The organism is Devosia sp. (genome assembly GCF_025809055.1).
Taxonomy (GTDB): Bacteria; Pseudomonadota; Alphaproteobacteria; order Rhizobiales; family Devosiaceae; genus Devosia.
Genome location: NZ_CP075529.1, coordinates 1,883,202 through 1,908,779, shown reverse-complemented (window position 1 = coordinate 1,908,779; position 25,578 = coordinate 1,883,202). Strand labels below are relative to the sequence as shown.

The 25,578-nt window shown below is 64.0% G+C and carries 26 protein-coding genes; 13 read left to right on the top strand and 13 right to left on the bottom strand.

Going from position 1 to position 25,578, the window contains the following annotated elements:
• Positions 1–234 precede the first annotated feature (234 nt).
• Positions 235–900, bottom strand: a complete 666-nt coding sequence (locus tag KIT02_RS09280) for a TetR/AcrR family transcriptional regulator (RefSeq protein WP_297577156.1) — start codon at positions 898–900, stop codon at positions 235–237.
• A gap of 206 nt (positions 901–1,106) precedes the next feature.
• Here KIT02_RS09280 and KIT02_RS09275 point away from each other — a divergent pair, with 206 nt between their 5' ends.
• Positions 1,107–1,988 carry a shikimate dehydrogenase gene (locus KIT02_RS09275; protein ID WP_297585193.1) on the top strand — a complete coding sequence of 294 codons (882 nt, stop codon included), beginning with the start codon at positions 1,107–1,109 and terminating at the stop codon, positions 1,986–1,988.
• Here KIT02_RS09275 and KIT02_RS09270 read toward each other — a convergent pair.
• Complete coding sequence (locus KIT02_RS09270) at positions 1,979–2,662, bottom strand: GntR family transcriptional regulator (protein ID WP_297577154.1); 684 nt, start codon at positions 2,660–2,662, stop codon at positions 1,979–1,981. The genes KIT02_RS09275 and KIT02_RS09270 overlap by 10 nt on opposite strands.
• A gap of 202 nt (positions 2,663–2,864) precedes the next feature.
• Here KIT02_RS09270 and dctP point away from each other — a divergent pair, with 202 nt between their 5' ends.
• From dctP to KIT02_RS09240, 6 genes are all read left to right on the top strand, one after another.
• A complete protein-coding gene (dctP, locus tag KIT02_RS09265) occupies positions 2,865–3,845 on the top strand; it encodes a TRAP transporter substrate-binding protein DctP (protein WP_297577152.1) in 981 nt (326 codons plus the stop codon).
• Positions 3,846–3,935: 90 nt separating this feature from the next.
• Positions 3,936–4,454 (top strand): TRAP transporter small permease subunit, encoded by a 519-nt coding sequence (locus KIT02_RS09260; RefSeq protein WP_297577150.1) that lies wholly within the window; start codon positions 3,936–3,938, stop codon positions 4,452–4,454.
• Positions 4,451–5,764, top strand: a complete 1,314-nt coding sequence (locus KIT02_RS09255; protein WP_297577148.1) for a TRAP transporter large permease — start codon at positions 4,451–4,453, stop codon at positions 5,762–5,764. The genes KIT02_RS09260 and KIT02_RS09255 overlap by 4 nt, the downstream gene beginning before the upstream one ends.
• A complete protein-coding gene (locus KIT02_RS09250; protein WP_297585191.1) occupies positions 5,758–6,192 on the top strand; it encodes a type II 3-dehydroquinate dehydratase in 435 nt (144 codons plus the stop codon). Before KIT02_RS09255 ends, KIT02_RS09250 begins: the two co-directional genes overlap by 7 nt.
• 66 nt (positions 6,193–6,258) lie before the next feature.
• A complete protein-coding gene (locus KIT02_RS09245) occupies positions 6,259–7,470 on the top strand; it encodes a TIGR03862 family flavoprotein (RefSeq protein WP_297577146.1) in 1,212 nt (403 codons plus the stop codon).
• 1 nt (position 7,471) lies between these two features.
• Positions 7,472–8,218: an SDR family NAD(P)-dependent oxidoreductase gene (locus KIT02_RS09240; RefSeq protein WP_297577145.1), complete on the top strand. Its 747-nt coding sequence runs from the start codon at positions 7,472–7,474 to the stop codon at positions 8,216–8,218.
• Here the strand turns inward: KIT02_RS09240 and KIT02_RS09235 are convergent.
• Positions 8,212–9,072: a cation diffusion facilitator family transporter gene (locus KIT02_RS09235; RefSeq protein ID WP_297577143.1), complete on the bottom strand. Its 861-nt coding sequence runs from the start codon at positions 9,070–9,072 to the stop codon at positions 8,212–8,214. The two genes, KIT02_RS09240 and KIT02_RS09235, sit on opposite strands and share 7 nt — an antisense overlap.
• 33 nt (positions 9,073–9,105) lie before the next feature.
• Here KIT02_RS09235 and KIT02_RS09230 point away from each other — a divergent pair, with 33 nt between their 5' ends.
• Positions 9,106–9,237: a hypothetical protein gene (locus KIT02_RS09230; protein WP_297577141.1), complete on the top strand. Its 132-nt coding sequence runs from the start codon at positions 9,106–9,108 to the stop codon at positions 9,235–9,237.
• 357 nt (positions 9,238–9,594) lie between these two features.
• Here KIT02_RS09230 and KIT02_RS09225 read toward each other — a convergent pair whose 3' ends face one another.
• The 5 genes from KIT02_RS09225 to ilvA all read right to left on the bottom strand — a co-directional run bounded on the left by KIT02_RS09225 (position 9,595) and on the right by ilvA (position 15,635).
• Entirely contained in the window at positions 9,595–9,915 is a 321-nt protein-coding gene (locus tag KIT02_RS09225; RefSeq protein ID WP_297577138.1) for a metalloregulator ArsR/SmtB family transcription factor, read from the bottom strand.
• A gap of 65 nt (positions 9,916–9,980) precedes the next feature.
• On the bottom strand, positions 9,981–11,858 hold the full coding sequence (locus KIT02_RS09220; protein ID WP_297577136.1) for an ABC transporter ATP-binding protein: 1,878 nt from the start codon (positions 11,856–11,858) through the stop codon (positions 9,981–9,983).
• 64 nt (positions 11,859–11,922) lie between these two features.
• Positions 11,923–12,612, bottom strand: coding sequence for a pyrimidine 5'-nucleotidase (locus KIT02_RS09215; RefSeq protein ID WP_297577135.1), 690 nt, complete (start codon positions 12,610–12,612; stop codon positions 11,923–11,925).
• A 97-nt stretch (positions 12,613–12,709) separates the two neighbouring features.
• Positions 12,710–13,936, bottom strand: coding sequence for a hypothetical protein (locus tag KIT02_RS09210; protein ID WP_297577133.1), 1,227 nt, complete (start codon positions 13,934–13,936; stop codon positions 12,710–12,712).
• Positions 13,937–14,117: 181 nt separating this feature from the next.
• Entirely contained in the window at positions 14,118–15,635 is a 1,518-nt protein-coding gene (ilvA, locus tag KIT02_RS09205; RefSeq protein WP_297577132.1) for a threonine ammonia-lyase, biosynthetic, read from the bottom strand.
• Between the two features lie 153 nt (positions 15,636–15,788).
• Here ilvA and KIT02_RS09200 point away from each other — a divergent pair, with 153 nt between their 5' ends.
• The gene (locus KIT02_RS09200) at positions 15,789–16,394 is read left to right on the top strand and encodes a TetR/AcrR family transcriptional regulator (protein WP_297577130.1); all 606 of its coding nucleotides are present in this window, start codon (positions 15,789–15,791) and stop codon (positions 16,392–16,394) included.
• 3 nt (positions 16,395–16,397) lie between these two features.
• Positions 16,398–17,876, top strand: a complete 1,479-nt coding sequence (locus tag KIT02_RS09195) for a DHA2 family efflux MFS transporter permease subunit (protein WP_297577127.1) — start codon at positions 16,398–16,400, stop codon at positions 17,874–17,876.
• A 5-nt stretch (positions 17,877–17,881) separates the two neighbouring features.
• On the opposite strand, the gene KIT02_RS09190 is transcribed toward KIT02_RS09195, so the two are convergent.
• Positions 17,882–19,105, bottom strand: coding sequence for an NAD(P)/FAD-dependent oxidoreductase (locus KIT02_RS09190; protein WP_297577125.1), 1,224 nt, complete (start codon positions 19,103–19,105; stop codon positions 17,882–17,884).
• Positions 19,106–19,141: 36 nt separating this feature from the next.
• On the opposite strand from KIT02_RS09190, the gene KIT02_RS09185 reads away from it, so the two are divergent.
• Positions 19,142–19,639: a MarR family transcriptional regulator gene (locus tag KIT02_RS09185; RefSeq protein WP_297577122.1), complete on the top strand. Its 498-nt coding sequence runs from the start codon at positions 19,142–19,144 to the stop codon at positions 19,637–19,639.
• On the opposite strand, the gene KIT02_RS09180 is transcribed toward KIT02_RS09185, so the two are convergent.
• Together KIT02_RS09180 and argB are read right to left on the bottom strand one after the other, a co-directional pair.
• Complete coding sequence (locus KIT02_RS09180) at positions 19,636–20,412, bottom strand: sulfite exporter TauE/SafE family protein (RefSeq protein ID WP_297577120.1); 777 nt, start codon at positions 20,410–20,412, stop codon at positions 19,636–19,638. The genes KIT02_RS09185 and KIT02_RS09180 overlap by 4 nt on opposite strands.
• 121 nt (positions 20,413–20,533) lie before the next feature.
• On the bottom strand, positions 20,534–21,436 hold the full coding sequence (gene argB / locus KIT02_RS09175) for an acetylglutamate kinase (protein ID WP_297577118.1): 903 nt from the start codon (positions 21,434–21,436) through the stop codon (positions 20,534–20,536).
• 175 nt (positions 21,437–21,611) lie between these two features.
• On the opposite strand from argB, the gene KIT02_RS09170 reads away from it, so the two are divergent.
• Together KIT02_RS09170 and KIT02_RS09165 are read left to right on the top strand one after the other, a co-directional pair.
• The gene (locus tag KIT02_RS09170) at positions 21,612–22,157 is read left to right on the top strand and encodes a sigma-70 family RNA polymerase sigma factor (protein ID WP_297585188.1); all 546 of its coding nucleotides are present in this window, start codon (positions 21,612–21,614) and stop codon (positions 22,155–22,157) included.
• Positions 22,154–22,858, top strand: coding sequence for an anti-sigma factor (locus KIT02_RS09165; protein WP_297577116.1), 705 nt, complete (start codon positions 22,154–22,156; stop codon positions 22,856–22,858). Before KIT02_RS09170 ends, KIT02_RS09165 begins: the two co-directional genes overlap by 4 nt.
• A 379-nt stretch (positions 22,859–23,237) precedes the next feature.
• On the opposite strand, the gene tilS is transcribed toward KIT02_RS09165, so the two are convergent.
• Together tilS and KIT02_RS09155 are read right to left on the bottom strand one after the other, a co-directional pair.
• Positions 23,238–24,515 carry a tRNA lysidine(34) synthetase TilS gene (gene tilS / locus KIT02_RS09160; RefSeq protein WP_297577114.1) on the bottom strand — a complete coding sequence of 426 codons (1,278 nt, stop codon included), beginning with the start codon at positions 24,513–24,515 and terminating at the stop codon, positions 23,238–23,240.
• Positions 24,500–25,504 (bottom strand): tetratricopeptide repeat protein, encoded by a 1,005-nt coding sequence (locus KIT02_RS09155; RefSeq protein ID WP_297577112.1) that lies wholly within the window; start codon positions 25,502–25,504, stop codon positions 24,500–24,502. Before KIT02_RS09155 ends, tilS begins: the two co-directional genes overlap by 16 nt.
• Positions 25,505–25,578 lie beyond the last annotated feature (74 nt).

The window sequence follows — 25,578 nt, the reverse complement described above, 5'->3', positions numbered from 1 at the left end:
ACGAACTAGTTCGTACAAAGTAGGCAGGAAGGGCGCGGGGGTCAATTGCGAACCGGGCGCATGTCCCAAGGGACGAGGATGGTGCGCGGGATGTTCAGGCAGAAGCGGCGACGGGCCGGTGTGGCGTGCTCGCGGCGCGAGCCGGCGCCGGATGGCGTTGTGGAGCGGGGATGGTGGGCGGTGGACGCGCCGGCGGGGCGGTCAGGCCGTATGCCAGCGATGTTGGCAGGCGTTTCAACGGTCGGGATAGGCCTCGGGCCGGGCGACATAGCGCAAAACCATGTCGATGGTGTTCTGGCGCAGCCTGTCCAGCATGTCCGGGGCGCCAAAATCCCGCGCGAAGAGTTTTGAGAACGTGGCGCGATTGGACACGTTGAAAAAGCAGAGAGCGCTGATCTGCCAGTGGATTTCCAACGGGTCGAGACCGGGGCGGAACGACCCATCCGCCAGGCCGCGCTCGTAGAGGTCACCGATATGGGCGATGGCCGTGACGTTGAGGTCGCGTACCAGGCTGGACCGCTCCAGATACTGGCCGTGATGGATGTTCTCGATCATCACCATACGGATGAAATCTTCATGCTGGTGATGATGGTCGAAGGTGAACTCAACCAGGCGTCGCAGCCCTTCCACGGGTGAGAGGCCAGCAATGTCGAGCTTGGCTTCGCCCTCGCGCACCTGCCGATAGGCGCTTTCGAGGGCGCTGAGATAAAGCCCGTCCTTGTCGCCGAAATAGTAGTAGATCATCCGCTTGGACGAGCGCGTCTTGGCGGCGATCTCGTCAATACGGGCCCCGGACAGGCCATTGAGCGCGAATTCCTGGGAGGCGACTTCGATGATGTTCTGCCTTGTGCCCTCGGGGTCCTGCTGACGCGAGGACGGCCTGGCCGCCCGCTTGGTCATTTTCGCGCCGTCATCCGCCATCGGGGCCGAGCCTCTCCATCCAGGGCCACAATTGACTAAACTAACCAGTTCGTACATTGTGGTGCAAATCGCCTGACGCTGTTGTACCGGCGAGACGCAGGCGAAAACAAGGGCGGATATCCGCCGTCCCGGGAGTAGGTGAGGTGTCCATTCAACTCGATCGCGTCGGTTCGGCGTTCAGCTTGATCGATGCCGCGCGCCCATCCGTTCCGGCTTCTGGCGGCCCGGCCGTGCGCATCGGGCTGATCGGCCGCGGCATCGGTTCATCCCTGACCCCTGTCATGCATGAGGTCGAAGGGCGGCGGCAGGGGCTCGACTACCGCTATGACCTCATCGACTTCGACAGGCTTGGTCTCGACGACGCCGATCTGGGAGCGGTAGTGGAAGCGGCGCGCGATCGCGGGTTTCGAGGCCTCAACGTGACCTATCCGTTCAAGCAGGCGGTCATCCCCCTGCTCGACGGGCTCGAGCCGGAGGCCGCTGCAATTGGCGCTGTAAATACCGTTGTCCTCCATGATGGCGGGCGCATGGGGCACAACACCGATTGCTGGGGATTTGCCCAAAGCGTGCGCAAGGGGCTGGGGCCGGTGGCCCTCGATCATGTGGTGCAGATCGGCGCCGGCGGCGCCGGAGCGGCCGTCGCGCACGCTCTGGCCCAGCTTGGCGCCATGTCTGTGGATATCGTTGATTCCGACCTCGGGCGGGCGCGCCAGCTTGCCGAACGGATCGCCGAGACCAGCAAGGTCCGCACGCAGGCCCTGGTTCCGGCGCACCTGGGACAGGTCATCGGTATGGCGGCCGGTGTGGTCAATGCCACGCCCGTGGGCATGGAGAAACTGCCCGGCCTGCCGCTTGATCCGGACCTTCTCAACCGGCGCCAATGGGTGGCCGACGTCATCTACTTCCCGCGGGAGACGGATCTACTGCGCCGGGCCGCGGCCAAGGGCTGCCGCACTCTGGCGGGTGGTGGCATGGCCATCTACCAGGCGGTCCGCGCCTTCCGGCTGTTCACCGGCATCGAGCCGGACAGCGCGGAAATGGGCCGCACCTTTGCGGCCTATGCGTGAGTGTCCAGCTTTCCGGTGCCCAGAACGTGGGTCACGCCCCGCCCGACATGAGTGGCCAGCATGGCCAGCGCGCCCTCGACATCACGGGCCATGGCCAGATCGAACAGGGCCCGGTGGTCGTCCACCACGCCGGCGCCGCGAAAGCTGACTGCCAGCATGTGATAGCGCATGAACCGGTCGAATGTGGCTGCATGCAGGTCCAGCAGGGCGTGTGAATTGCAGGCCGAGATCAGGGCGTTGTGGAAAGCGAAGTCGTATCGCACCCAATTGACCGTATGCTTCTCCTGCCCGGCCAGCAGCCGTTTCTCGGTGGCTGCCAGCTTGTGGTGAGCGGCCACGACACGGCCTTCCCAGTCGAGGTCGCCATTGGCCAGTGACAGGCGCAGCGCGTGGGTTTCGAGCAACAGGCGCAGGTCGGCGACCTCATGCAGATCCTTGGCCGTGGCCGGGGCGACGGCGAACCCCTTCTGCCCCTCGGCAACCACAAGAGAATCGCTGGCCAGGCGGCTGAGAATTTCGCGCAGCGTGCTGACCCCGACATCATAGTGCTCGCGCAGGGCCTCCAGCCGCAGCTTCTGCCCCGGCAGCAGGCGGCAGGAGATGATATCGGCGCGCAGGCGCAGATAGGTGAGTTCGCCAAGGGTCTGATGGGTAGCGGGGTCTGTCAGGGTCATCAATCACATCAGATAAAATCAATTTCATCTGACATATATAGTTTCATGTGCTAAAAGGGAAGCGTTCCGATCGATCGACACTGATGCCCGTTGACATGAACGAACTATTTCGTACAAAGTGACATCAGGCCGATGACGGGAGGTCATGGGCGACTGACTGATCAGGCTGGACATCCGTTCCGGCCCTCAAGGGAGGACTTCAATGACACTTTCGCTTTCGCGTCGTGCACTCATGGTGGGTGGCCTGCTGCTGGCGGCCGCATTCCCGGCCATGGCGCAGGACAAGCCTGTGCTGCGCTTCTCGGCGGTATTCTCCGAGCAGGATATCCGCGCCGAGATGATGAACCTGCTGTCGTCGCAGGTTGCCGAGGATGTGACCATCGAGCCCTATCTGGGCGGTAACCTGTTCAAGCAGGGCACCGAGCTGGTGGCGCTGCAGCGCGGCAACCTCGAAATGGGCAATATCGCCCCGCAGGATATCTCCAACCAGATTCCGGCCTGGTCGCTTCTGACCTCGGCCTACCTGTTCCGCGATGCCGCCCATCTGCGCACGTTCTTCGACAGTGAACTGGGCGAAGAATTCAAGCAGATGGCGTCCGACCAATTGGGCATCCACATCCTGGGCCCGACCTATTTCGGTGCCCGCCAGGTCGGCCTGCGTGGCGACAAACAGATCCAGACTCCGGCAGACATGGCCGGCGTGAAGCTGCGTATGCCGGGCGGCGATGCCTGGCAGTTCCTCGGCACGTCCCTGGGTGCCAATCCGACGCCAATGGCCTATGCAGAAGTCTATACGGGCCTGCAGACCGGGGCGATCGACGGACAGGACAATCCGCTCCCCAATGTCGAGAACATGAAGTTCTACGAAGTGATGGACCAGATCGTTCTGACCTCGCACCTGGTCGGCTTTGACCTCCTGGTCATCAGCAATACGGCCTGGGACGCCATGAGCCCAGAGCAGCAGGAAGCCTTCCAGGCGGCCGCGACTGTGGCGATCGACTTCAGCCAGGAAGAGCATCTCAAGCGCGAGGCCGAGCTGGTCGAACGCTTCAAGACTGCCGGCCTCAACGTGTACGAACCGGACCAGGATGCGTTCCGCACCTATGCCCAGGAGCAGTACATGGCTTCCGATCTGGCCAAGGACTGGCCGGAAGGCGCGATCGAAACCATCAACGGTCTCTGAGACTGACAAGCGGGGGTGGCGCCTGAACGGGCGTCGCCTTCTTCGTTCGGCATTTTCGGTCGACCCGGCCGACATCACGGAGTCTCCGTCATGCCAGACCAACTGGTTCACATCGGGCGGTGGCTTCATGCCCGCGCCGAGAACGTGCTCGCAGCCATGCTGGCCGGCATGTTCGTGGTCTTCATCCTGCAGATCGTCTTTCGCTACCTGCTCAATCTGCCGATCGGCTGGACGCATGAGATCAGCGTCATGCTGTGGCTGTGGATGGTACTGTTCGGTACGGCTTTCGTGGTGCGCGACAGCGAGGAAATCCGCTTTGACATCATCTATGGAGCGGTCGGCTCGAACGCCCGTCGGGTGATGGTGCTGGTGACGAGCCTGACCCTGGTCCTGCTGTTCACCCTCTCGCTGCCGGCTGTCATCGACTACATCCTGTTCATGAAGGTGGAACGGACCGCCTATCTGAAAATCCGCTTCGACTATCTCTATTCCATCTACGGTATCTTTGCGGTCGCCATGATCGTGCGCCAGCTCTACCTCGCCTGGCAGGCGGTATGGGGCGGCGGCACCGATGCCTTTGATCACACCAAGGCGGGTTCGGGCGTATGACCACAATTTCCCTGGCTTTCGGGCTGGCCCTCGGCCTCATCACCATGCTGGCCTTTCTCGGCCTGCCCATGGGCCTCGCCATGATCAGCGGTTCGGTGCTGTACCTGTTCATGCGCGGACAGGATCCCGGCATCGTCGCCGAGCAGTTCCTCAACGGCATGTATTCCAATTACATCATGCTCGCCGTGCCCCTGTTCATCCTGGCGGCCGAGATCATGAATTCGGGCACCTTGTCCGACCGGCTGCTCAAATGGTGTGACGCGCTGGTCGGCCGTTTCCGGGGCGGGCTGGCCCAGGTCAATGTGCTGCAATCCATCGTGTTCGCCGGCATGAGCGGCTCGGCCGTCGCCGACGCCGCCGGTTCGGGCAAGATGATGCAGCACATGATGACGCAGAACGGCAAATATACGCCGTCCTATGCGGCTGCCCTGACGGCGGTGACCGCGGTGATCGGCCCGATCATCCCGCCATCGATCCCCATGGTGCTCTATGCGCTCGTGGCCGATACCTCGATCGGCTATCTGTTCCTGGGGGGTGTCATCCCCGGCCTGCTCATGTCCGGCTTCATCATGGTGCAGATCGCCATCACGGCCCGGCTCAAGAATTTTCCGGTCGAGCCCCCCGTGCCAGTGCGGCAATTGCCGCGCATGACCTGGGAAGCGCTGCCGGTGCTGATGATGCCGGTGGTGCTGATGTATGGCATCTATGGCGGCATCACCACGCCCACCGAGGCGGCGGCCGTTGCCGCAGCCTATGCGCTGCTCGTCTCCGCCGTGGTCTATCGGGCGGTGAAATTCCCCGATCTCTACCGGTCGGTGCTGACCAGCGCCAAGACAACCGCGTCCATCGGCATGCTGATCGCGGGCGCTCTGGTGTTCAACTATGTCGTGACCATCGAGAATATCCCGCGCACCATCAGCGCCATCCTCGTCTCCTGGGACATGAGCCCGGTTGTGTTCCTGATCGTGGTCAACATCATTCTCCTGGTGCTTGGCTGCGTGCTGGAAGGCACGACCATCCTCCTGGTCATCGTGCCGGTGCTGATCCCGACCGCGCAGGCGCTGGGAATCGACATGGTGCATTTCGGCGTGGTTGCGGTGGTCAACATCATGCTGGGCCTGATCACGCCGCCATATGGGCTGCTGCTCTTCATCATGACCCGGATCGCCGGCTCGCCTATGAAGGCCATTATCGGGGACGTCATGCCCTTCTTCTGGACGCTGATGGGCGCACTTATCCTGTTCACCTTCGTGCCTGAAACGGTGCTCTGGCTGCCAAAGCTGCTCGGCTATCAGGGAGGCGGATTGTGAAACCGATCTACGTCCTCAACGGTCCCAATCTCAATCGCCTGGGAAAGCGCGAACCCCAGATTTACGGCACCACCACGCTGGCCGAGGTGGAATCCCTGTGCCGGCAGGCCGCGGGCGATCATCCCCTGGTCTTCCGCCAGACCAATGGTGAAGAAACACTCATCAACTGGGTGCATGAGGCCATCGACGAGGCCTCGGGCATCATCATCAACCCGGCGGCCTTTACCTTTACCTCGCTGGCCCTGCTCGATGCGCTGAAGATGGTCGAAGCTCCGGTCATCGAGCTGCATATCTCCAACATCCACAAGCGCGAGCCGATCTATCACCGCTCGTATGTGTCGATGCGGGCCGATGCGGTCATGGCCGGGCTTGGTCCCAGGGGATATGCCCATGCTGTCCGGGCGCTTCTCGAGATGCTGGACGGCTGAGCACTCTGCCATTGCCATGGTGCGGCCAATGTTCCATGACGGACCTGGAACAGGCGGGTATGTGGCGTGAAGCGGGTCATTGTCATCGGGGGCGGTCCGGCGGGACTGATGGCCGCAGAGGCGGCAGCCGGGGCAGGGGCTGCGGTTACTGTATTCGACGCCATGCCGACCATGGGGCGAAAGTTTCTCATGGCCGGCAAGTCCGGCCTCAACATCACCCATTCCGAAGATATGGACCGCTTTGTCGGCCGCTTCGGCGCGGCGGCGCCGCAACTGGCCTCGGCCCTGGAGCAGTTCGATAATCGGGCGGTGACAGACTGGTGCGCGGGCCTTGGAATCGAGACATTCACCGGCTCGTCCGGCCGGGTTTTTCCGGTGGCAATGAAAGCCTCGCCGCTCCTGCGCAACTGGCTGGCGCGGCTTGCCGAGACCGGCGTCAGGTTTCGTCCGCGCCATCGCTGGACGGGTCTCGAAGCGGGCAAGCTGATCTTTGAGGGGCCGGACGGCGCGGTGCGCGTGCCGTATGATTCTGTCGTTCTGGCTCTTGGTGGTGCAAGCTGGCCGCGGCTGGGCTCGGATGCGGCCTGGGTCGAACTGCTCCGGTCCTGGGGGGTGTCCGTCGCGCCGTTCCGCCCGGCCAATTGTGGGTTCGAGGTCCGCTGGAGCCCGATCTTTGCCGAGCGTTTTGCTGGCCAGCCGATCAAGCCGGTGGTGGCGACCAGCGCTATCGGTCCCCTGTCGGGCGAGTTCGTCGTGACCGGCTGGGGCGTCGAGGGAAGCCTGATCTATCATCATGCCGCCGCCCTGCGCGATGCGCTGGAGCGCGACGGGGCGGCGGTGCTGACGCTCGATCTCCTGCCGTCGCGGAGCCGCGAGCGCATTGCCGGTGACCTTGCCCGGCAGGATCGAAAGGTCAGTTTCTCCAACCGGCTGCGCAAGGCCTGCGGGCTCGATGGCGCGCGGGCTGGTCTCGTTCGTGAACTGGCGCCTGATGCGGCGGCCATGTCGCCCGAGGACCTGGCCGCCGCGCTCAAGGCTCTGCCGCTGCCGGTCGTTTCGGCCCGTCCCATCGCCGAGGCTATTTCGAGTGCCGGAGGCGTCGCCTGGTCGAGCCTGGGCGCGCAATTTGCGTTGACCGCACATCCCGATATCTTCGTTGCCGGAGAAATGCTCGACTGGGAGGCGCCGACCGGCGGCTACCTGTTGACGGCATGCCTTGCCACCGGCCGGACGGCCGGCCTGGCCGCGGCGCGCCGGGCGGAACACGGGGAGGGGTGAGATGAACGCCATTGATCTGTCCGGCCAGGTGGCCGTCATAACCGGTGGCGCTCAGGGGCTGGGCCTGGCCATTGCCCGGCGGCTTCTGGCTTCGGGGGCGAAGGTCAGCCTCTGGGATCATAATCGTGACGTGCTCGAGCGCGCAGCCGCCCTGTTGGGGGATGGCGTCGCCATAGAAGCGGTGGATGTGACCGATCTCGACGGGCTCGGCGTCGCGCACCGCGCGACCGAAGCGGCGGTGGGTGCGGTCTCGATCCTCGTGCACTCGGCCGGTATCGCCGGAACCAATGCCACGCTCGATGCCTACGATCCGGACGAGTGGCGGCGGGTGATCGAGATCAACCTCACCGGTACATTCTACGTCAACCGGACGGTGGTGCCCGCCATGAAGGCCCGGAACTACGGCCGCATCGTCAATATTGCGTCCATTGCCGGCAAGGAAGGCAACCCCACCGCTTCGGCCTATTCGGCCGCCAAGGCCGGGGTCATCGGCATGACCAAGTCGCTGGGCAAGGAACTGGCCACGTTCGACATCGCCGTCAATACGATCACCCCCGCCACCGCCAAGACCGGCATTCTCGATACTCTGTCGGAAGAGTTCATCGCCTACATGCTCTCGCGCATCCCGCGCGGCCGCTTTGTCGAGGTCGAGGAGGTGGCGAGCATGGTGGCCTGGCTGGTCAGCAAGGAAAACAGCTTCACCACGGCCAGCGTGTTCGATCTGTCCGGCGGCCGCGCCACCTATTGAGGCAGGGCGGCCTGCTGATGGCAGACTGATCCCGTTCCGGTCCAGTCGACCTCAATGGTTGCGTGGGTGATGGCATGGTCTTGGCGCAACAGCTCCCGCACCGCTTGCGTGACCGCCCGAGGATCGGCGCCGGAGGCAATGCGGATTTCGAGCGTCGCCATGACCTGGCCCGAAGACAGGGACCAGACATGAAGATGCCCCACGCCGTCGAGGCCTTCGATTTTTTTGGTCAGTTCCTGTTCGAGTTGCGTTGCGTCGAACCCGTCCGGCGCGCCTTCCATCAGGATGTTGAAGGTGCGCGTCAGCAGCGCCCAGGCGCTGCGCAGGATGAGCAGGCTCACCAGAACCGACAGGATCGGATCAATCGGCATCCAGCCGGTCAGCCAGATGACTATGGCAGCGAGGATCGCGGCAACCGAACCCAGGAGGTCGCCCAGCACGTGCAGCATGGCGCCCTTGATGTTCACATGGTCCGAATCCGCGCCGGAAAGGATGCGGAACACCACAAGATTGACGACAAGGCCGATGACGGCCACCGCCAGCATCGGGCCGGCCAGAACCTCATGGGGATTGAAGAATCGCTGCACGGCTTCCCAGGCGATCCAGCCGACCAGGGCAAACAGGCTCATGGCGTTGACGAGACCCGCCAGTACTTCGAGGCGCGAATAGCCAAAGCTGCGACGGGCATCGGCGGGTCGGCTGCCGATACGGAAGCCCAGCCAGGCGAGCAGCAGCGCCACGCTGTCGGTGAGCATGTGGCCGGCATCGGCGATGAGCGCCAGCGAGCCCGACAATACGCCGCCCACCACTTCGGCGACCATGAAGGCCGAGGTCAGCACCAGGCCCAGAAGCACGGCCCTCTCATTGCCGGCGCTGACCTTGGGCGCATGACTGTGCCCGGCATGGTCATGGTTGTGGTCATGCCCAGCGTGGTCATGGTTATGGTCATGCCCCGCATGGTCGTGGTCATGCCCCGCGTGGCTGTGCCCGTGGTCTGCATGGTCGTGGTCATGCGTTGAATGGGCATGCGGCTCGGAATGGTCCCCATTGTGACTGGCGGCAGGCATCGGCAATCCTTGGTTTGAATGTACATATGAATAATCGTTCATATGTACATGTCAACAGGAATTGTCGCTTCGACCACTTCACGATAGGGCTGAGACGACGGAGCCTTTCCCTTCTCCCCTGAGGGGAGAAGAGCCTGCCCCGGACTTGATCCGGGGTGGCGCGAAGCGCCGGATGAGGGGTTCACACTCGCGTTTTTGCCGAGAGGCTTTCACCCCTCACCCCATCCCTCTCCCCTGAGGGGAGAGGGGGCGATGAAGGCCATGGTTCAGTTTAGGGTGAAGCGTTCTAGGTCCGATCCACCCGCCCAGTCAGCTCTCGTCGTCGTCCCCGGCTTCGTGATCTTCCATGGCGTGGGCCAGCATGTCGGTGAGCATCCGCGCGATGTGATCGTCTGCTGCCTGGTAGAGAACCTGCTTGTTGCGCCTGGTGCCGCGGACCAGCCGGGCCGCGCGCAGCAGGCGCAGGTGATGGCTGACCAGGGACGGGCTGGCCCCGGTGACCCGGGCGATGTCGCCCACGGCAATTGGCCCTTCAAGGCAGGTCAGCACCACCTTGAGCCGGGTGGGATCACCCAACAGGCGATAGGTCTCGGCGATGACGGTGATGTAATTGTCTTCGGGTAGAGGCACGCGCGTTCCTCAGGCTTGCTGCTCGCCTTTGGTAAGGCGGTTCGGACGGCTTGGCCAGTCGATGCTCAGCGATAGCCGGCGGCCTGCAGCTCGAATAGCTCGGCATAGCGGCCGCCCATGGCCACCAGCTCGGCGTGGCTGCCCTGTTCGAGAATGGCGCCATTGTCGAGCACCAGGATGCGGTCGGCCATGCGCACCGTGGAAAAGCGATGCGAGATGATGACGGCGCTCTTGCCCTGCGCCAAACCCTTGAACCGGGCGAACACTTCGGCCTCCGCCTTGGCGTCCAGCGCTGCTGTCGGCTCGTCCAGAATGATCAGTTCAGCGTCGCGCATATAGGCGCGGGCAATGGCGACCTTCTGCCATTCGCCGCCCGAAAGGTCCCGGCCTTGCTTGAACAGGCGCCCCAATTGCTGGTCGTAGCCCTTGGGTAATTTGGCGATGACCCCGTCCGCAAGGCTCTGCTCGGCGGCCTGGTCGATGCGCGACTGGTCCGCGCGCGCCTCGATCCGGCCGACGCCGATATTGTCGCGGGCCGTGAAGCTGTAGCGGATGAAATCCTGGAAGATGACGCCCACATGCGCGTGGATATCAGCCGGCGCCATGTCGCGCAGGTCAATGCCATCGATGGTGATGCGCCCTTCGGTGGGATCGTAGAGCCGGGTCAGAAGCTTGGCGATCGTGGTCTTGCCGGCGCCATTCTCGCCCACCAGCGCCAGCGTTTCTCCAGCGGGCAGGGTGAAGGACAGGTTGCGCACGACCCAATGGTCGCTTTCCGGATAGCGGAAGCCCACTTTTTCGAAAGCGATCTGGTGGGCGATGGGCACCGGGAATGGCTTGGGCTGTTCTGGCGCCAGGATCGTGGGCTCGATCTCGAAAAACGAGAAGAGGTCGTCCAGATACATCGACTGTCCGGCAATCTGGGTGAAGCCGAGCAGGATTTTCTGGAAGAGGCCATTGAGCCTCAGGAACGAGCCTGAGAGAAAGGCCAGGTCGCCCAGGGTGAACTCGCCGGCAATGGTGCGCCAGACGATGAATGCATAGGCAGCGTAGTAGGCGAGGCTGGCAATGGCGGCGAAAATCGTGCCCCAGAACGCCCTCAGCGTTGCCACCCGGCGGTTCTCGATGAAAATCTGTGCGGCCAGCACGCGGAAACGCTCGATCAGGTAGGAGCCGAGGCCGAAGAGCTTGACCTCCTTGGCCGTCTCGGCGCTGGCGCCGATATGGCGAAGATATTCGATCTCGCGGCGTTCCGGCGTGCGCCAGCGGCTGACCATATAGGCCAGGGTGTTGAACCGGGTTTCGCCCCAGATGGCCGGGATGAAGCTCAGCGGCAGCAGCAGGATCAGCCAGGGCGCATAGACGAAGAGGCCGGCGGCCAGGGTTATGACGGTGATGATGTCCTGCCCCTGGCCGAACATCTGGCTCAGAAGGGCATTGCGGCCGGCGGCCTGGCGGCGGGCCCGCTCGAGCCGGTCCTGATATTCGGCGCTCTCGAAATGCCAGAGATCGAGACGGGCGGCATGGGCCATCAATTCCATGCTGACCTGGTTGGAATGCAGCTCCGACAGGGTCGAGTCGACGAGGCTGGTGGCGCGGCCGATGATGTCGTTGACCAGCACCAGGGCCAGTTCGATGACGAGCAGCACGGCGACCGTATTGAGCAGCCCATCATTCCACCACGTCGCCAGGTCGTGGCTCTCGACACCCAGACCGCTCAACCGGACCACTTCGTCGACGATCAGTTTGCCGACATAGAGCACGGCGATGGGCTGCAGGGCGGCGATCAGGCGCAGGCCGATGCTGGCCAGCATCAGGGCGGGGCTGGTGCGCCAGATCTGCGCGACGAGCCGGCCGAGATGGGCCAGGTTTTCGAGGCGTTGCCTGAGGCTGGGATTTTCTTCGGGAAGGGGCGGCGGGCGCCGCCCGGGCAGGTCGGTCATGCCGGCAATGTAGTGCGCCGCGGTGATGCCGGGAAGGGGACGGCAGCTGGAAAATTCAGGTGGTTCAGTTGATTGCCCGCAGGAACCCGGCAAGGTCGGCGGTCACGTGATGCACGTGATTTCCGGTGGTCCGGCTGAGCTCCCATGCATCGACCTGATCGTGGGTGAAATCGTCACCGGCCACGACCTGCACCGTGGCCATGCCCTTGTTGTGGGGCACAAGCAGGTTCTTTTCCAGATCATCGAACATGATCGCCCGCATCGGGTCGATGCCGTGCCGCGACAGGAAACCGTCATAGGCGGCCTCGTGCGGCTTGGGCACATAGGTCATGGCGCGAATGTCGTGCACGTCGTCGAAGAGGTCGCCTCCACCCAGCCGGTCGAGAACCGAGCGGGCATGGCCGGTGTCGCCATTGGTCAGGATGAACTTGCGGCCGGGCAGGGCACGGATCGCCTCGACCAGCTCCGGATGCGGCGCGACGGGAGAATAGTCGATGGCGTGGACGGTGTTGAGGAAATGGTCCGGGTCGATGGCATGGCGTTGCATCAGCCCGTTCAGCGTGGTGCCGAAATCGCGGTAATAGTCCTTCTGGAGGAGCCTGGCTGCGGCGAATTCGAGCTGGGTCACGCCCATGACATAGTGGGTGATGCGGGTGTCGATCTGGGCGAACAGGTTGCACTCACGCGCATAGAGCGTGTTGTCGAGGTCAAAGACCCAGTCGGTGATGTGGCTGAATGCGGCTGGAGAGGTCATGGCTTCATCATGGCAAATAATGATGAAGGCTTCATCTCGCAAGACGGTGATCAGAAGCGGCGGACGAGGGCCGGTGGCGGCCCCCGTCCAGTTCGGTTTATTCGGCCGGCTGGTTTGCCGTCACGGTGAGGCCGAGCGCGGAAATGAGGCCGGCCGGATTGGCGGCGGCGGCGCTCAGCACCAGAAGGCTGGTCGGGCTCGAGGGACGCACCGCCACTTCAAAGTTCTGCGGGTCGTCGAGGAAGGCGTTGACCGCCGGCACGACAAGATCAGTCAGGGGCGGGATACCGGCCTCGTTGACCATGTCCGGCACCATGCCCTTGAGCATTTCGACGAACTCGGCGCGTTCCACGCCGGACTGGGCAGCGAACATGTCGAGCAGCTTGCCGGCGAGCGAGGCATCGTCATAGCGGACCGACACGCTGGTGAGGCTCAGGGCCTGCAGCAGTTCCATGCCCACCATCATCTGCTGGGCCTGGGCCTCTTCGCTGGTGGCTTCGGCGCTGGCTGCGGACAGATCGTAGATCTTGTCCATGACTGCGGGGGTGAACCCGCCCAGGTCCATGGTGATGTCGAGCGCGCCGATATCGGCAAAGTCGAACAGGAACTCATCCATGACGATATCGCCGGTCGCGACATTCCAGGACGAAATCTGAGAAATGCTACCGTTGATTTCGGTCAGGCCAAGGGCCTCGATGACGGCACCGGCTTCGGGCTCTTCCTCGCTAACCGTGCTGAGATCGGCCCAGATGCCGGAGATCTGGAGATCGGAATTGGCCTGCTCGAGCGCATCATTGGCGTCATAGGTGAAGTCGGAGACCAGCGACATGGATTCGATCGCGATCACCTCTTCGCCGTCGCGGGTCACCGACAGCGGGCCGGTGGTGATGCTGGCAAAGGCCTGCAGCGCGTCCACGATGGTGACGTCGCCTTCCGGCGGCAGCCAGATGTCGCTGACCAGGATGTCGGTAAAGGTCACGTGGCCGACCGGGTCGGTGGCAAATTCGGTATCGACATCCGGCACGGTCAGGCTGTCGGCGGTGTAGCTGCCGTCTTCGAATTCGGTGACGCCCGAGAAGGTGAGTTCGGTGTCGAAGCTGAATGATTCCGGGGTGCCTTCAAGCGAAACGGTGACGCCGTCGACCGTGACGGTGTCGCCGCTGGCGGTGGCCGCGCCGAAGTCCAGGGTGTAGCCCATGGTGGCATAAACGGTTTCGATCCGCTTGACGAAAGCCTCGGCATCCAGTGCCAGGGCCGGCTGAACGAAGGCGAAGCCCGCAAGCCCGGTGGCAAGCATCAGGCTGGTCGTCTTGGTCTTCAACATGGTGAGTTTGTCCCTCTTGAGAATGAAAAGGCCCGGTGCCGGTGCACCCCGGTAATGGCCCTGTGGATGAGCAGATCGCCCCTTGCGGGCACTGTTTCAATGGCTAAGCGGCAGAAATGCGACAATTGGCAGTACATGGGCCATATTTCACTGAGATGTCCAACCCCGTTTCGGGGGATGGTCACGGCGCATGCAGGAATTGTCTGTAGGCCGGATTTTCCGTTTCGTCCCAATAGGGAAAGCCAATCGCGTCAATATGGTCAATGAAGTCCTTGTCGGTGTCGGCCGGCACCTGCACGCCGACCAGCACGCGGCCATAGTCGGCGCCGTGATTGCGATAGTGGAACAGGGAGATGTTCCAGGCGTCGTTGAGGCCTTCGAGGAATTTGAGGAGCGCTCCCGGCCGCTCGGGAAACTGGAAGCGAAACACTCGTTCATCGGTGAGGCCCTTGGCGCGGCCGCCGACCATGTGCCGGGCGTGCAGTTTTGCCACCTCATTGTCAGTCATGTCGGTGACGGTCAGGCCGTGTGCGGTCAAAAGGTCGATGATCTCGGCCTTTTCGGCGTCGCCGCGCGTCAGCTTGACCCCCACGAAGATATTGGCATTGGCGCCGGAGGCGTAGCGATAGTTGAACTCGGTGATCGCCCGGCTGCCGATGAGGCGGATGAAGGCGCGGTAGCTGCCCGGGATTTCAGGGATGGTGACCCCCAACAGGGCCTCCGCCCGTTCGCCGATCTCGGCGCGCTCGGCAACGTAGCGCAGCCGGTCAAAATTGACATTGGCGCCGGAATTGATGGCGATCAGCGGCCCCTCGACCGCCTGGCCCAGTTCCACGTGCCGGCGCAGACCGGCCAGCGCCAGGGCGCCCGCGGGTTCGGTAATGGCGCGGTGGTCATCGAAGATATCCTTGATCGCAGCGCAGATTTCGTCGGCGCTGACCGTCACGATATCGTCGAGCAGGTCCCGGCACAGGCGGAAGGTTTCCTCGCCCACCTGCCGAACGGCCACGCCGTCGGCAAACAGGCCCACCTGGTCGAGCGGCACCGGCTTTCCGGCGGCAATGGCCGCCTTCATGCTCGCCGCTTCTTCAGGCTCGACGCCGATGACCTTGATCTCGGGGCGCAGGAATTTGACGAAACTGGCAATGCCGGCGGCCAGCCCGCCACCACCGACCGGCACATAGATGGCGCCGATCGGGCCCGGATGCTGGCGCATGAGTTCGAGGCCCACCGTACCCTGTCCGGCAATGACGTCGGGATCGTCAAATGGATGCACGAAGACATAGCCATGCCGTTCGGCCAGCGTTGCGGCATGGGCGCGGGCGGCGTCGAAGCCGTCGCCGAACAGCACCACTTCCCCGCCCAGCCGCCGCACTGCATTGACCTTGATCACCGGCGTCGTCGTGGGCATGACGATGACGGCCCGGATGGCGGCCCGCGTGGCCGACAGCGCTACGCCCTGCGCGTGGTTGCCGGCCGAGGCGCAGATCACGCCGCGCCGGCGTTCATCGGGGGTGAGATGGGCGATGCGGTTATGCGCGCCGCGGATCTTGAAGGAGAAAACCGGCTGCAGGTCCTCCCGCTTGACCAGAATATCGCGCCTCAGCCGCTCGGACAGCAGTTCCATCCGCTCCAGCGGGGTCTGCTCGGCAACTTCATAAACGGACGAGGTCAGTATCTTGCGCACATAGTCGGTCATGGTCGGGCTCCTGGCATGGGTGATGCCGCCTGCTGACGCAGCTTGTCAACGTATGCTGGTTGGCTCAGCTCCGGACGCGATGCGGGCGACGCATAGCTGACCTGTCTCAATCAACTGATTGATTTAGCAATTGGGAGCCGCTATGCCAGCGTCATGCAGAGCGAAAACCGAAATCGGGAAAGCGGCGATGATCGCCGCCTCGCCATCGCGCGGGCGGCCCGGGCGATCATCGTCGAGCGCGGCCTTGAGGGGCTGCGCACACGCGACATCGCCGCCCGTGTCGGCATCAATATCGCGACCCTGCACTACCATGTGCCCACCAAAGAGGCCCTGGTGAGACTGGTTGCCGAGAGCCTGCGCGACGAGTTCCGCGAACAGGGCCTGCGCCGGCCGCGCGCGGACCTGTCCGGTCTTGCGCAATTGCGCCTCGAAATGGAGGACGTGCTCGAAACGCTCGCCGAGGCCCCGGACCGGCTGCAGATCATGTCCGAACTGGTGGAACGGTCGCGGCGCGATCCGGCGGTTGCCGCGATCATCGAGCCCATGACCGGCCATTGGCGATCTGCCCTTGAGGCCATTTTCGAGCGGGGGATCAGTGACGGAACGCTAAGGGCCGATATCGATCCGGCCGGCGCGGCCCTTGTCTTCATCGGCGCGGTTTCCGGACTGCGCCTTTCACATTCGCCCCGCGACGCGGCAGTCGCGGTGCTGAACGAAATCGAACGGGCCTTTGCCACGCCCGCTACCGAACGGAACTGAACCATGTCCGCAACCGCTTCCGAAGCGTCTCCAGATCAGCGCCGCTGGCTGTCGCTGGCCATCCTGCTGATCGCCAATTTCATGAACCTGATCGATGTGACCATCGTCAATGTGGCGCTGCCTTCCATGCGGGATAGCCTGGGTGCGACCGACAATCAGATCGAATGGGTTGTCGCGGCCTATGTCCTGGCGTTTGCCCTGGGGCTCCTGCCCTTCGGCCGGCTGGGCGACATTGTCGGACGCACGCGCATGTTCCTGCTCGGGGTCAGCGCCTTTACCGTGGCCTCGGCCCTGTGTGGCATGTCGTCGTCCATCGAAATGCTGATCGGCGCGCGCGTGCTGCAGGGGCTCGCAGGTGCGATGATGACGCCACAGGTGCTGGCCATCGCAACGGTGACCTTTCCGCCGCACGAGCGCGGACAGGCCTTTTCGCTGTTCGGCCTGTCCGCCGGCCTGGCGTCGGTCTGCGGCCCCATTCTGGGTGGCCTGCTCATCGACGCCAATCTGTTCGGGCTGGATTGGCAGCCGATCTTCCTCGTCAATGTGCCGATTGGCATCGCGGCGGTGATCGCGGGCTGGTTCCTCATTCCCAATCTGCCCGGCCATCCCGAACTGAAGAACGACTTTGTGGGCATCGGCCTGTTCGGCCTCGGCATCGTGGCCGTGGTGTTTCCGATCGTCGAGGGCCGTGCCTATGGCTGGCCGCTCTGGGCCTTCGGCATGATCGGCGCCGGGCTCGCGCTGCTGATCGCGTTCTTCGCCTGGCAGGGCCGGCGGGCCCGTGCCGGTGAGCCGCAATTGCTGAACTATGACCTCCTGCGCAGCCGGGAGTTCATGTTCGGAGCCTTTGTGGTCACCGTGTTTGCCTCCGGCATTCCGGGCATGTTCATGGTCATTTCGCTGCTGCTGCAATCGGGCTTCGGATTCAGCCCGTTGCAGTCGGGTCTGACCAATACGCCGTTCTCCGTCGGGGTCCTCATTGCCTCCTTCATCGCCGGCCGGTTCGGCGCGCGTTACCTGCGCGGGCGCCTTGCGGCCGCTGGCGGGCTGCTGACTTTTGGCATTGGCTGGCTGCACTTCATTATTGCCGGGGTTGGGCAGAGCATTGACGGCATGTCTTTCCTGTTGCCCCTGCTGATTGCCGGCATCGGGCTGGGTCTCGGCTTTTCCTCGCTCTTCCAACTGGTGCTGCGCAGCGTGCCGCCGCGTGACGCCGGGGCGGGGTCGGGTGCCTTGCAGGCATTCCAGCAGGTCGGCGGGGCGCTGGGCGTGGCGCTGATCGGTGAAATCTTCTTCACCCATCTGAGCGGTGCCTTTGCCACCGGCGCCACCCCGCAATCCGCATTCGCGGAGTCTGCGGCGCTGGCCCTCTGGTATCAGGTCATTTCCTTCGGACTGGTGCTGGTCCTGGCCTTCTTCTTCAAGGGCCCTGGAAAACAGCAACCGGCCCATCCGCCCGTTCCGGTCCCCGCCGAAGCCTGATTTGCTCAGACCGGCGGCGCCAGCGGATCGCGGTCGGCACGATAGGCGAACAGGCTTTCCTGGGCTCGCACGCCCATCGGCATGACGATGGGGAGGACCAGGTCCCTGAAGCGCAGGGCGAGCCAGCCCTGCGCTCGCTTCTGTTCGCCGGAGAACCGGCCCAGCTTGATCGCCTTGCCGGCCCGCTGCTGCCGCAGCGCCTGAAACCGCGCAAAGGCGGCCCGGGGCTGTTCTTCGCTTTCGATAGCCGCTGCCAGAACCAATGCATCTTCCATCGCCATCGAGGCGCCCTGCCCGGAATGGGGTGCCACCGCATGGGCTGCATCGCCCAATAGGCACACCCGGTCGGTGTGCCACCTGGACAGTTCAGGCATGTCGTAGATCGGGTATTGGCTGGGAAGGCTGGTGACCCTGCCGACTATGTCCGGAATGCCGAGCGGATCGCGGCTGTAGAGCGTGCGCAGGTGTGCCGCTGCGGCCTCCGGTGTCGCCTGGGTGCGGGCTTCGGCTTCGCTGGCGGCGTGCGAGCCGAACCAATAGAGCGGCCCGCCTGCCGCCTTCATGAAGCCGAAAAAGGCCCGGTGCCCGAAACACATATTCATGACGCCGCCGGTATCGGGGGCATCGGGCATGTCCACGAAGCCACCCGTGCCGACTAGGCCCGTATAGGACGGCGACGGCAAGGCGGGGAAAATATCCCTGCGGGCGCGCGACCAGATGCCGTCGGCGGCAACGAGCAGGTCAAAGGCTTCACCGCGGCCAGCAGCGTCGTGAAGGGTAACGCCGCTTCCGGTTTCGGCAACCCTGTCGATGGCCATGTCCTGCCGCAGGTCAAGCCCCGCGCGATTGGCTGCATCGAGAAGGATCGCCTGCAAGGCGCCGCGCCGCATGGTCACCGATGGGGCGCCAAAGCGGGTGGCGTGCGTGGAATAGTCCACAGCGATCAGGCGTCGGCCCCGCTCGTTGTGGATGGCGAGGCCGGCCATGACAATGCCCTCGGCCGCCACAATGTCGGACAGTCCGAGTGCGCGGAGGGCGTTGACGCCATTCGGCGCCAGCGTGAGAAACAGCCCGTCGGCAATGCTGCGGGCCTGGGGCCGTTGCTCGAACACGGTCGGCCGGAAACCCCTGGCATGAAGGGCAAGCGCGAGGCTCAGGCCGCCGATACCACCGCCAAGAATGGCAATTTTCGTGGATTGGCTTGATGATGATTTGATGATCTGCGACACTTAGATATCCTAATAATTAGATGATCGAATAATAAGATGGATGAACTAAATGTCAAGCTGCGGACGTCCGCGCTCGTCAACGAGGTCGGCGAGCGCATCATGCGCTGGCAGGAAGCCGCGCAGCGGTTCGATGAAGCGGTGGGACGGCGATGGAAATTGGCGGCATCGGAAAGGCTATGCCTGAGCTTTCTGGCGCGTGGCCCGCAGTCGGCCAGCGCCATCGCCCACGCGACGCAGCTGACGCCGGCAGCGGTTACGGCTCTGGTGGATCGGCTTGAAGCGCGAGGCTTTGTCAGCCGCGGACCCGATCCTGCGGACCGGCGGCGGGTGCTCGTTGGTCTTGCCAAGGCGGCCGAAGACTTGATCCGGACCGCCTACACGCCCCTGCAGCAAGCCGGCAATACCATGCTGTCCGGCCTGTCCGAGGACGACCTCAAGACCTTTTCGAGGCTGTTGGGCCAGTCGATCGACATTCAGGAGGACATGCGCAAGAGGCTTGAGGCCCTTCCGGCACCGGACAGCGGCAAGCCTTAGCTCAACAATTGCCAGGTCTGGTAGATGGCCATGGCCATGACCAGGCCGCCAACCAGGATCATGAGCCTCCGGGCGGGAATGATGCGCACCACGAAGCCGGCAAGCGGTGCCGCCAGCAAGCCGCCCACGACCAGACCGGCAACGGACCACAGATGCTGGCCAATGCCATCGGCCTCTTCCCAGTGACCGGTGACCAGGGCCGTGATGAAGGCGACCGATACTGCTGTCGTGACGAAAAATTCCACCGTGTTGACGGTGCCCACGACATAGCGCGGCGCCCCGCCCGAGCCGATCAGGCTGGACGTCACGATAGGGCCCCAGCCACCACCGCCCGCCGCATCCACGAACCCGCCTGCCACGCCCAGGGGCAGCACGACGCCGGTCTTGGGTTCGGAATAGGCCGCACGGACGCGGAAGGCGCGGTAGAGGATGTAAACGCCCAACAGGCCGAGATAAATGGTGACGAACGGGCGCAGGACGGCGCCGTCAATGGCCGTCAATACATAGGTGCCCAGGATGCCCCCCAGGATGCCGGCCGGGGCCAGGCGCCAGAACAGACGCCAATTGACGTTGCGGTGGCTGACATGGCTGGTGGCGGAAGCGGCCGTGGTGAACATTTCGGCGGCATGGACGCTGGCGGACGCGGCCGCGGGCGGGACGCCGAAACTCAGCAACATGGTGGAACTGACCACGCCATAGGCCATGCCCAGGGCGCCGTCGACGATCTGCGCGAGAAAGCCCACCGCCGCGAAGATGAAAAAATCCGAACCCATTCCGCCTCCCGGTCAGGATGGGGGAACATAGCCGCTACCCGACTTGCCGGGTAGGCATTTCACGCGTCGTTCATTGCGTCAGCGGCCGTGCGAGACGAAAATTTTGCCCGGCCTGCCATGGTCAGCGCACGATCAGCGTGCCGGCGCCGTGTTCGGTGAACAGCTCGACCAGCACGACATGAGGGGTCTTGCCATTGAGAATGACGACGCCCTCGACGCCATTATCCAGCGCCTCGAGACAGGTTTCGACCTTGGGGATCATGCCGCCCGAAATGGTGCCGTCGGCGATCAGGGCCTTGGCATCGCGCACCGTGAGTTCGGGAATGAGCTTGCCGTCCTTGCCCAGAACGCCCGGCACGTCGGTGAGGAACAGGAGGCGCTTGGCGCCCAGCGAGCCGGCAATGGCGCCGGCAAAGGTGTCGGCGTTGATATTGTAGGTATTGCCGTCGCGGCCCGGCGCCACCGGGGCAATCACCGGGATGAGCTCGGAGCGGGCCAGCAGGTCGAGCAAGGTGCGATCCACCTCGACCGGCTCGCCGACAAAACCGAGATCGAGCACGCGCTCGATATTGGAGCCGGGATCCTTGATGGTCTTTTCCGCCTTCTTGGCGAAGACCATGTTGCCGTCCTTGCCGCAGAGGCCAATGGCCCATTCGCCCTCGGCATTGATCAGCGCGACGATTTCCTTGTTGATCGAGCCGGCCAGGACCATTTCGACCACTTCCATGGTGCGCTGGTCGGTGACGCGAAGGCCGCCCTCGAACTTGGATTCGATCCCCAGGTTTTTCAGCATGGAGGCGATCTGCGGGCCCCCGCCATGCACCACGATCGGGTTGACCTTGGACTGCTTGAGCAAGGCGATATCGCGCGCGAAAGCCTGGCCGAGTGCAGCGTCGCCCATGGCGTGGCCGCCATATTTCACCACCACCGTCTTGCCTTCGTAGCGCTGCATATAGGGGAGCGCCTGGGCGAGGATGCCGGCATCGTGGCTGAAACGGTCGGTGGAGGGGGCGTCGTTGGACATGGCGTTCTGGCTCCCTGGTAAGGACTGGGGTCAGGCAAAGGGTCTAGTCGATTTTCGCCGCAGATAAAATCGCCTTTGCCGAAAAACATGGCAGTGATCCAATTGCGTCCCAAACGCGTTATGGTTCAAATGGTTCGGATCGGTCCCGGGCCTGGGAGGCAGGTAATCCATGTCCATGACGACACAGTCGGCGGAAGTCGCCGATCTGATCGCCCGCTGCGCACTGCGCGACCGGAAAGCCTTTCGCACGCTCTATGAGCGGACGAGCGCGAAACTGTTTGGGGTTGCCCTGCGTATCTTGAGGGACAAGGCGGAAGCCGAAGAAGCCATTCAGGAGATTTACGTCAAGATCTGGCAACGTGCCGATCGCTATATCAGGGGCAATACCAGTCCGATTTCATGGCTGGTGGCTGTGGCCCGCAACCATTGTCTGGATATCCTGCGGGCCCGGCGCCCGGTGTCAAAGGATATCGACGAGGCCTTGGACATTGCGGACGATGCGCCCGATCCCGAACGCATGGCCCAGGCCAGCGAAGACGGGCGGCGGATCGAGGAATGCCTGGCAACCCTGGAGGCAGACCGGGCCGAAGCGGTGCGCGGGGCCTATCTTGATGGCTATAGTTATGAAGAGTTGGCACAACACCATTCCGTGCCGATCAATACGATGCGAACATGGCTGCGGCGCAGCCTGATCAAACTACGAGAGTGCATGACAGCATGAGCGAGAAACAGGACATTGCAGGACAGGGCGGCCAGCCAGTGATGGTGGCCGAGTATGTCCTCGGCCTGCTTCCGCCGGCCGAGCATGACCGGGTCGAGCGGCTGATCGCCGCGGACCCAAAACTGGCGGCAGAGCGCGACTTCTGGTCCAGCCGCTTTGCCGCGCTCGATGGCGAGTTCGCCGAGGCCCAGCCGCCGGGCCATGTGCTTTCCAGCATCGAATCGCGCCTGTTCGGCGAGGTCGAGCGCCGCTCCTTCTGGGATAGCCTGGCCTTGTGGCGCGGCATCACCGCCGGGGCCATGGCGGTTGCCATTGCCGCCATCGGGTTCAATCTGGTGCAGCCGGCGCCGGATGTGACGGCGCTCACCACGCAATTGGTGGCGGCCCTTGAGGCTGAGGGCAGCGATGTGCGGTTCCTGGCTCTTTATGACGGCACCGGCGCGGTGCGCCTGACGGCCCTGTCCGGAACCGATGTTCCCGACCGCGACCTCGAGCTCTGGGCCATCCAGGGGGGCGATGCACCCATTTCCATGGGCGTCATCCCGGTCAATGCCCGCTCCACGGTGGAACTGAGCGAACAGGTTCGCTCCGGCTGGGGCGAAGGCTCGGTCCTTGCCATCACGCTCGAACCCAAGGGCGGGGCGCCCGAAGGCGTGCCGACCGGCCCGGTGGTTGCCCAGGGCGCGGTGCATCAGATTTAGAGCGTTCACTGTTAAACTGAACCATCGCCTCCATTGCCCCCTCTCCCCTCAGGGGAGAGGGATGGGGTGAGGGGTGAAAGCCTCTCGGCAAGTACCGTGAGTGTGAACCCCTCATCCGGCGCTTCGCGCCACCTTCTCCCCTCAGGGGGAAGGGAAGGCTCCGTCGTTTCAGTCCTATCGTGAAGTGGTCCAGCGTGTTTTACCGCACCTCGCGCCTAGCCGGCAGGGCCAAAAGTAGACCTCATCCTGAGCTTGTCGAAGGACGAGGTCGTGCCATCAGATCCTCCACGTGCTCGACCTCGTGGTTCGACAAGCTCACCATGAGGTCTCCCACCCGGCAGCCGCCGGAGCCACCGACCAATTTGAACGCCAGAATAATCTAGTCGATCAGCAGCTGAACAGTGATGCGTTCGTCAAACGACCAGCCGCCAAGTGCCAGCACGCCGCCTTCGGCGTCCCGCACCAGCGGCGCGGTGCGGATGGCTTCCGATGGCGAGGTGACGCGGAATCCGAGCACTTCCTCGATCCGGTGGCGCGGCATGAAGTCGGCCGCCCCGGCGACCAGCCCGGCGCTCGACGACACGTTCCGAATGAGAAACCGCTCGTCCCAGACCAGGTGCTGACCCGGCGCCAGGCCCCGATCCGGTGGCAAGGCGCGGCCGGGTTCACGCGAAATGGTGAGGGCATCGCCCCGCTTGCGGACAATGGCTCCAAGCAGGGTGACGCCGCGCGCCAGCCCTTCGGTTTCCAATTGCTCGTAGAGCCGTTCGACCTGACCCAGGGCATGGGGTTTCTGGCGGCCGCCCACGATGTTGACGATGCGCGCCAGGAGCCGCCGGCCGATGGCGGGGCTCAGGGCCAGCAGGTCCTTGCCGGGCAGGCTGGCGGCGCCAAAGCCATCCAGTTGCACCATTTCGGCAAAGGCGGCATCGGTGAGATCAGCCAAAGCCCGGTCGGCCTCGCCCATGCGTTGGGCAAAGCGCGACAGGGTTGCCGCGTCGAGGCCTTCGGCTGCGAGGGCCGGCAGCAGCTTGCGCCAGCGCACCCGTTCATAGTCGGTGTCGGTGTTCGAGGGGTCCTGGGCAGCCTGCCAGCCGGCGGCCTCGACAATGCGCGCAAGGGCGGCAGGCTCGACGTCGAGCAGCGGCCGGAACAGGTCGAGCCCATCAACCATTGACCGCGCCGACATGCCCTTGAGCCCCTCCATGCCACTGCCATGGGCCAGGCGCATGAGCACCGTCTCGGCCTGGTCGGCGCGATGATGCGCAGTGAGCAGCAGGTCGACGCCCTCGGCCGCCATGGCGTCGCGAATGAGCCCGTAGCGGGCCTGTCGTGCCGCTTCCTGGAGGCCGGAGCTGGGCTTATCGCCGGTCCAGGTCAGGCCCCGAAAGCTGAGGCCCAGTTCCGCGGCATGGCGCGCGACCATCGCCACTTCGTCGGCCGCCTCGGGTCGCAACTGGTGATCGACGGCATAGACGATGAACCGCGGCGCGGAGGCGCCGAGGCTTTCGGCCCAGCGCTGCGCCAGAAGCATCAGCGCAAGACTATCCGGCCCGCCCGAGACGGCCAGCCCGATTGCCTTGTGAGATGCAGCCGGCCTGAACAGGGCCTCAAGCGCCGCCGGATCGCCGAGATCCGGCGTCAGCCCGCCGGGCATTGGGCGCGCGCCTTTTCTGCCGCCAGTTGGGTCTGGAATTCGGGCGTCGGGACAGCAAAGCGGCGGTCTATCTCGGCAAAGGTGCGGCAGGCAGTTTCGGCTTCACCGGCGCCGGACAGGGACATGCCAAGCTTGAGCAGGAGCTCGGGAGCCCGCTCATGGTCGGGATATTTCTGGAAGGCGTCCACCAGAACATCGGCGGCTTCGGCATAGGCGCCCTGGCCCATCAGAGCATCGCCACGCCAGCTGGCGGCATCGGGAATGCGCGGATCATCCGGATAGAGATCGGCAAACTGGCTCAGCTGTTCGTCCGCAAAGGCGTAGTCGCCCTGAACCAGCGCATCATAGCCGGCCTGAAACTGGGCATCTGCGTCGGCATTGCCGGTCTGCGCCAGGGCCGGGTCAAAGGAGAGATCGAGCGGCTGGCCGGTGGCCAGGTCGATGCCGCCGGTCTGGCCAGTGCCGACCAGGGGGTCGGCGGATTCAGCCGAGCCATCGTCGAAGGTGGGGTCGAATTCCTGCTCGCCGGGCAGGGGCTGCACGCCCTGCTCGGGGATATCGGTCAAGGGGGCTTCGGTGCCTGTATTCTCGCCGGGGTTCTGCGGCAACGCCTCGGGCTGCGTCACGCCGCCCGGTTGGGTTGCCGCATCAGTTTTTCCCCCAGCACCGCCTTCCAGCGCCTGAAAGCGGAATTCGCTGTCTTCCTGCAGGCGGTTGAGGATTTCCTGAAGCTGGGTCAGCTGGAATGTCAGGCCGTCGACCTGCCCGTTGAGCGTCCGGATCTGTTCTTCGAGCTGCTGGATACGCACCATGAGCTGCGCATTGTCCGACTGGGCGACCAGAATGCGCCCCCCATCATTGTTGAAGGACAGGCCGCTGAGTTCGCCCGGCGGCAGCACGGTCTGGGCCTGCGCTGCCGGGGCGCTGAACCCTACACCCAGGGCGCAAAGGGCCGCGCGTCCCCAAATTTTCAGTTTCTTGAGCGTCAAGCCGGCCTCCGTTGCATCGATGCGGCAAAGATGGGTGCTATGGGCCCGTTGATAAAGGCCAAATTTGGTCAAAA

Bases quoted from the DNA above. Each gene is read 5' to 3' on its own strand.
- KIT02_RS09280 (WP_297577156.1), bottom strand. From the start codon at position 900: ATGACCAAGCGGGCGGCCAGGCCGTCCTCGCGTCAGCAGGACCCCGAG.
- KIT02_RS09270 (WP_297577154.1), bottom strand. From the start codon at position 2,662: ATGACCCTGACAGACCCCGCTACCCATCAGACCCTTGGCGAACTCACC.
- dctP (WP_297577152.1), top strand. From the start codon at position 2,865: ATGACACTTTCGCTTTCGCGTCGTGCACTCATGGTGGGTGGCCTGCTG.
- KIT02_RS09260 (WP_297577150.1), top strand. From the start codon at position 3,936: ATGCCAGACCAACTGGTTCACATCGGGCGGTGGCTTCATGCCCGCGCC.
- KIT02_RS09255 (WP_297577148.1), top strand. From the start codon at position 4,451: ATGACCACAATTTCCCTGGCTTTCGGGCTGGCCCTCGGCCTCATCACC.
- KIT02_RS09240 (WP_297577145.1), top strand. From the start codon at position 7,472: ATGAACGCCATTGATCTGTCCGGCCAGGTGGCCGTCATAACCGGTGGC.
- KIT02_RS09230 (WP_297577141.1), top strand. From the start codon at position 9,106: ATGACTGTGCCCGGCATGGTCATGGTTGTGGTCATGCCCAGCGTGGTC.
- KIT02_RS09220 (WP_297577136.1), bottom strand. From the start codon at position 11,858: ATGACCGACCTGCCCGGGCGGCGCCCGCCGCCCCTTCCCGAAGAAAAT.
- KIT02_RS09215 (WP_297577135.1), bottom strand. From the start codon at position 12,612: ATGACCTCTCCAGCCGCATTCAGCCACATCACCGACTGGGTCTTTGAC.
- KIT02_RS09210 (WP_297577133.1), bottom strand. From the start codon at position 13,936: ATGTTGAAGACCAAGACGACCAGCCTGATGCTTGCCACCGGGCTTGCG.
- ilvA (WP_297577132.1), bottom strand. From the start codon at position 15,635: ATGACCGACTATGTGCGCAAGATACTGACCTCGTCCGTTTATGAAGTT.
- KIT02_RS09200 (WP_297577130.1), top strand. From the start codon at position 15,789: ATGCAGAGCGAAAACCGAAATCGGGAAAGCGGCGATGATCGCCGCCTC.
- KIT02_RS09195 (WP_297577127.1), top strand. From the start codon at position 16,398: ATGTCCGCAACCGCTTCCGAAGCGTCTCCAGATCAGCGCCGCTGGCTG.
- KIT02_RS09185 (WP_297577122.1), top strand. From the start codon at position 19,142: ATGGATGAACTAAATGTCAAGCTGCGGACGTCCGCGCTCGTCAACGAG.
- KIT02_RS09180 (WP_297577120.1), bottom strand. From the start codon at position 20,412: ATGGGTTCGGATTTTTTCATCTTCGCGGCGGTGGGCTTTCTCGCGCAG.
- argB (WP_297577118.1), bottom strand. From the start codon at position 21,436: ATGTCCAACGACGCCCCCTCCACCGACCGTTTCAGCCACGATGCCGGC.
- KIT02_RS09170 (WP_297585188.1), top strand. From the start codon at position 21,612: ATGACGACACAGTCGGCGGAAGTCGCCGATCTGATCGCCCGCTGCGCA.
- KIT02_RS09165 (WP_297577116.1), top strand. From the start codon at position 22,154: ATGAGCGAGAAACAGGACATTGCAGGACAGGGCGGCCAGCCAGTGATG.
- tilS (WP_297577114.1), bottom strand. From the start codon at position 24,515: ATGCCCGGCGGGCTGACGCCGGATCTCGGCGATCCGGCGGCGCTTGAG.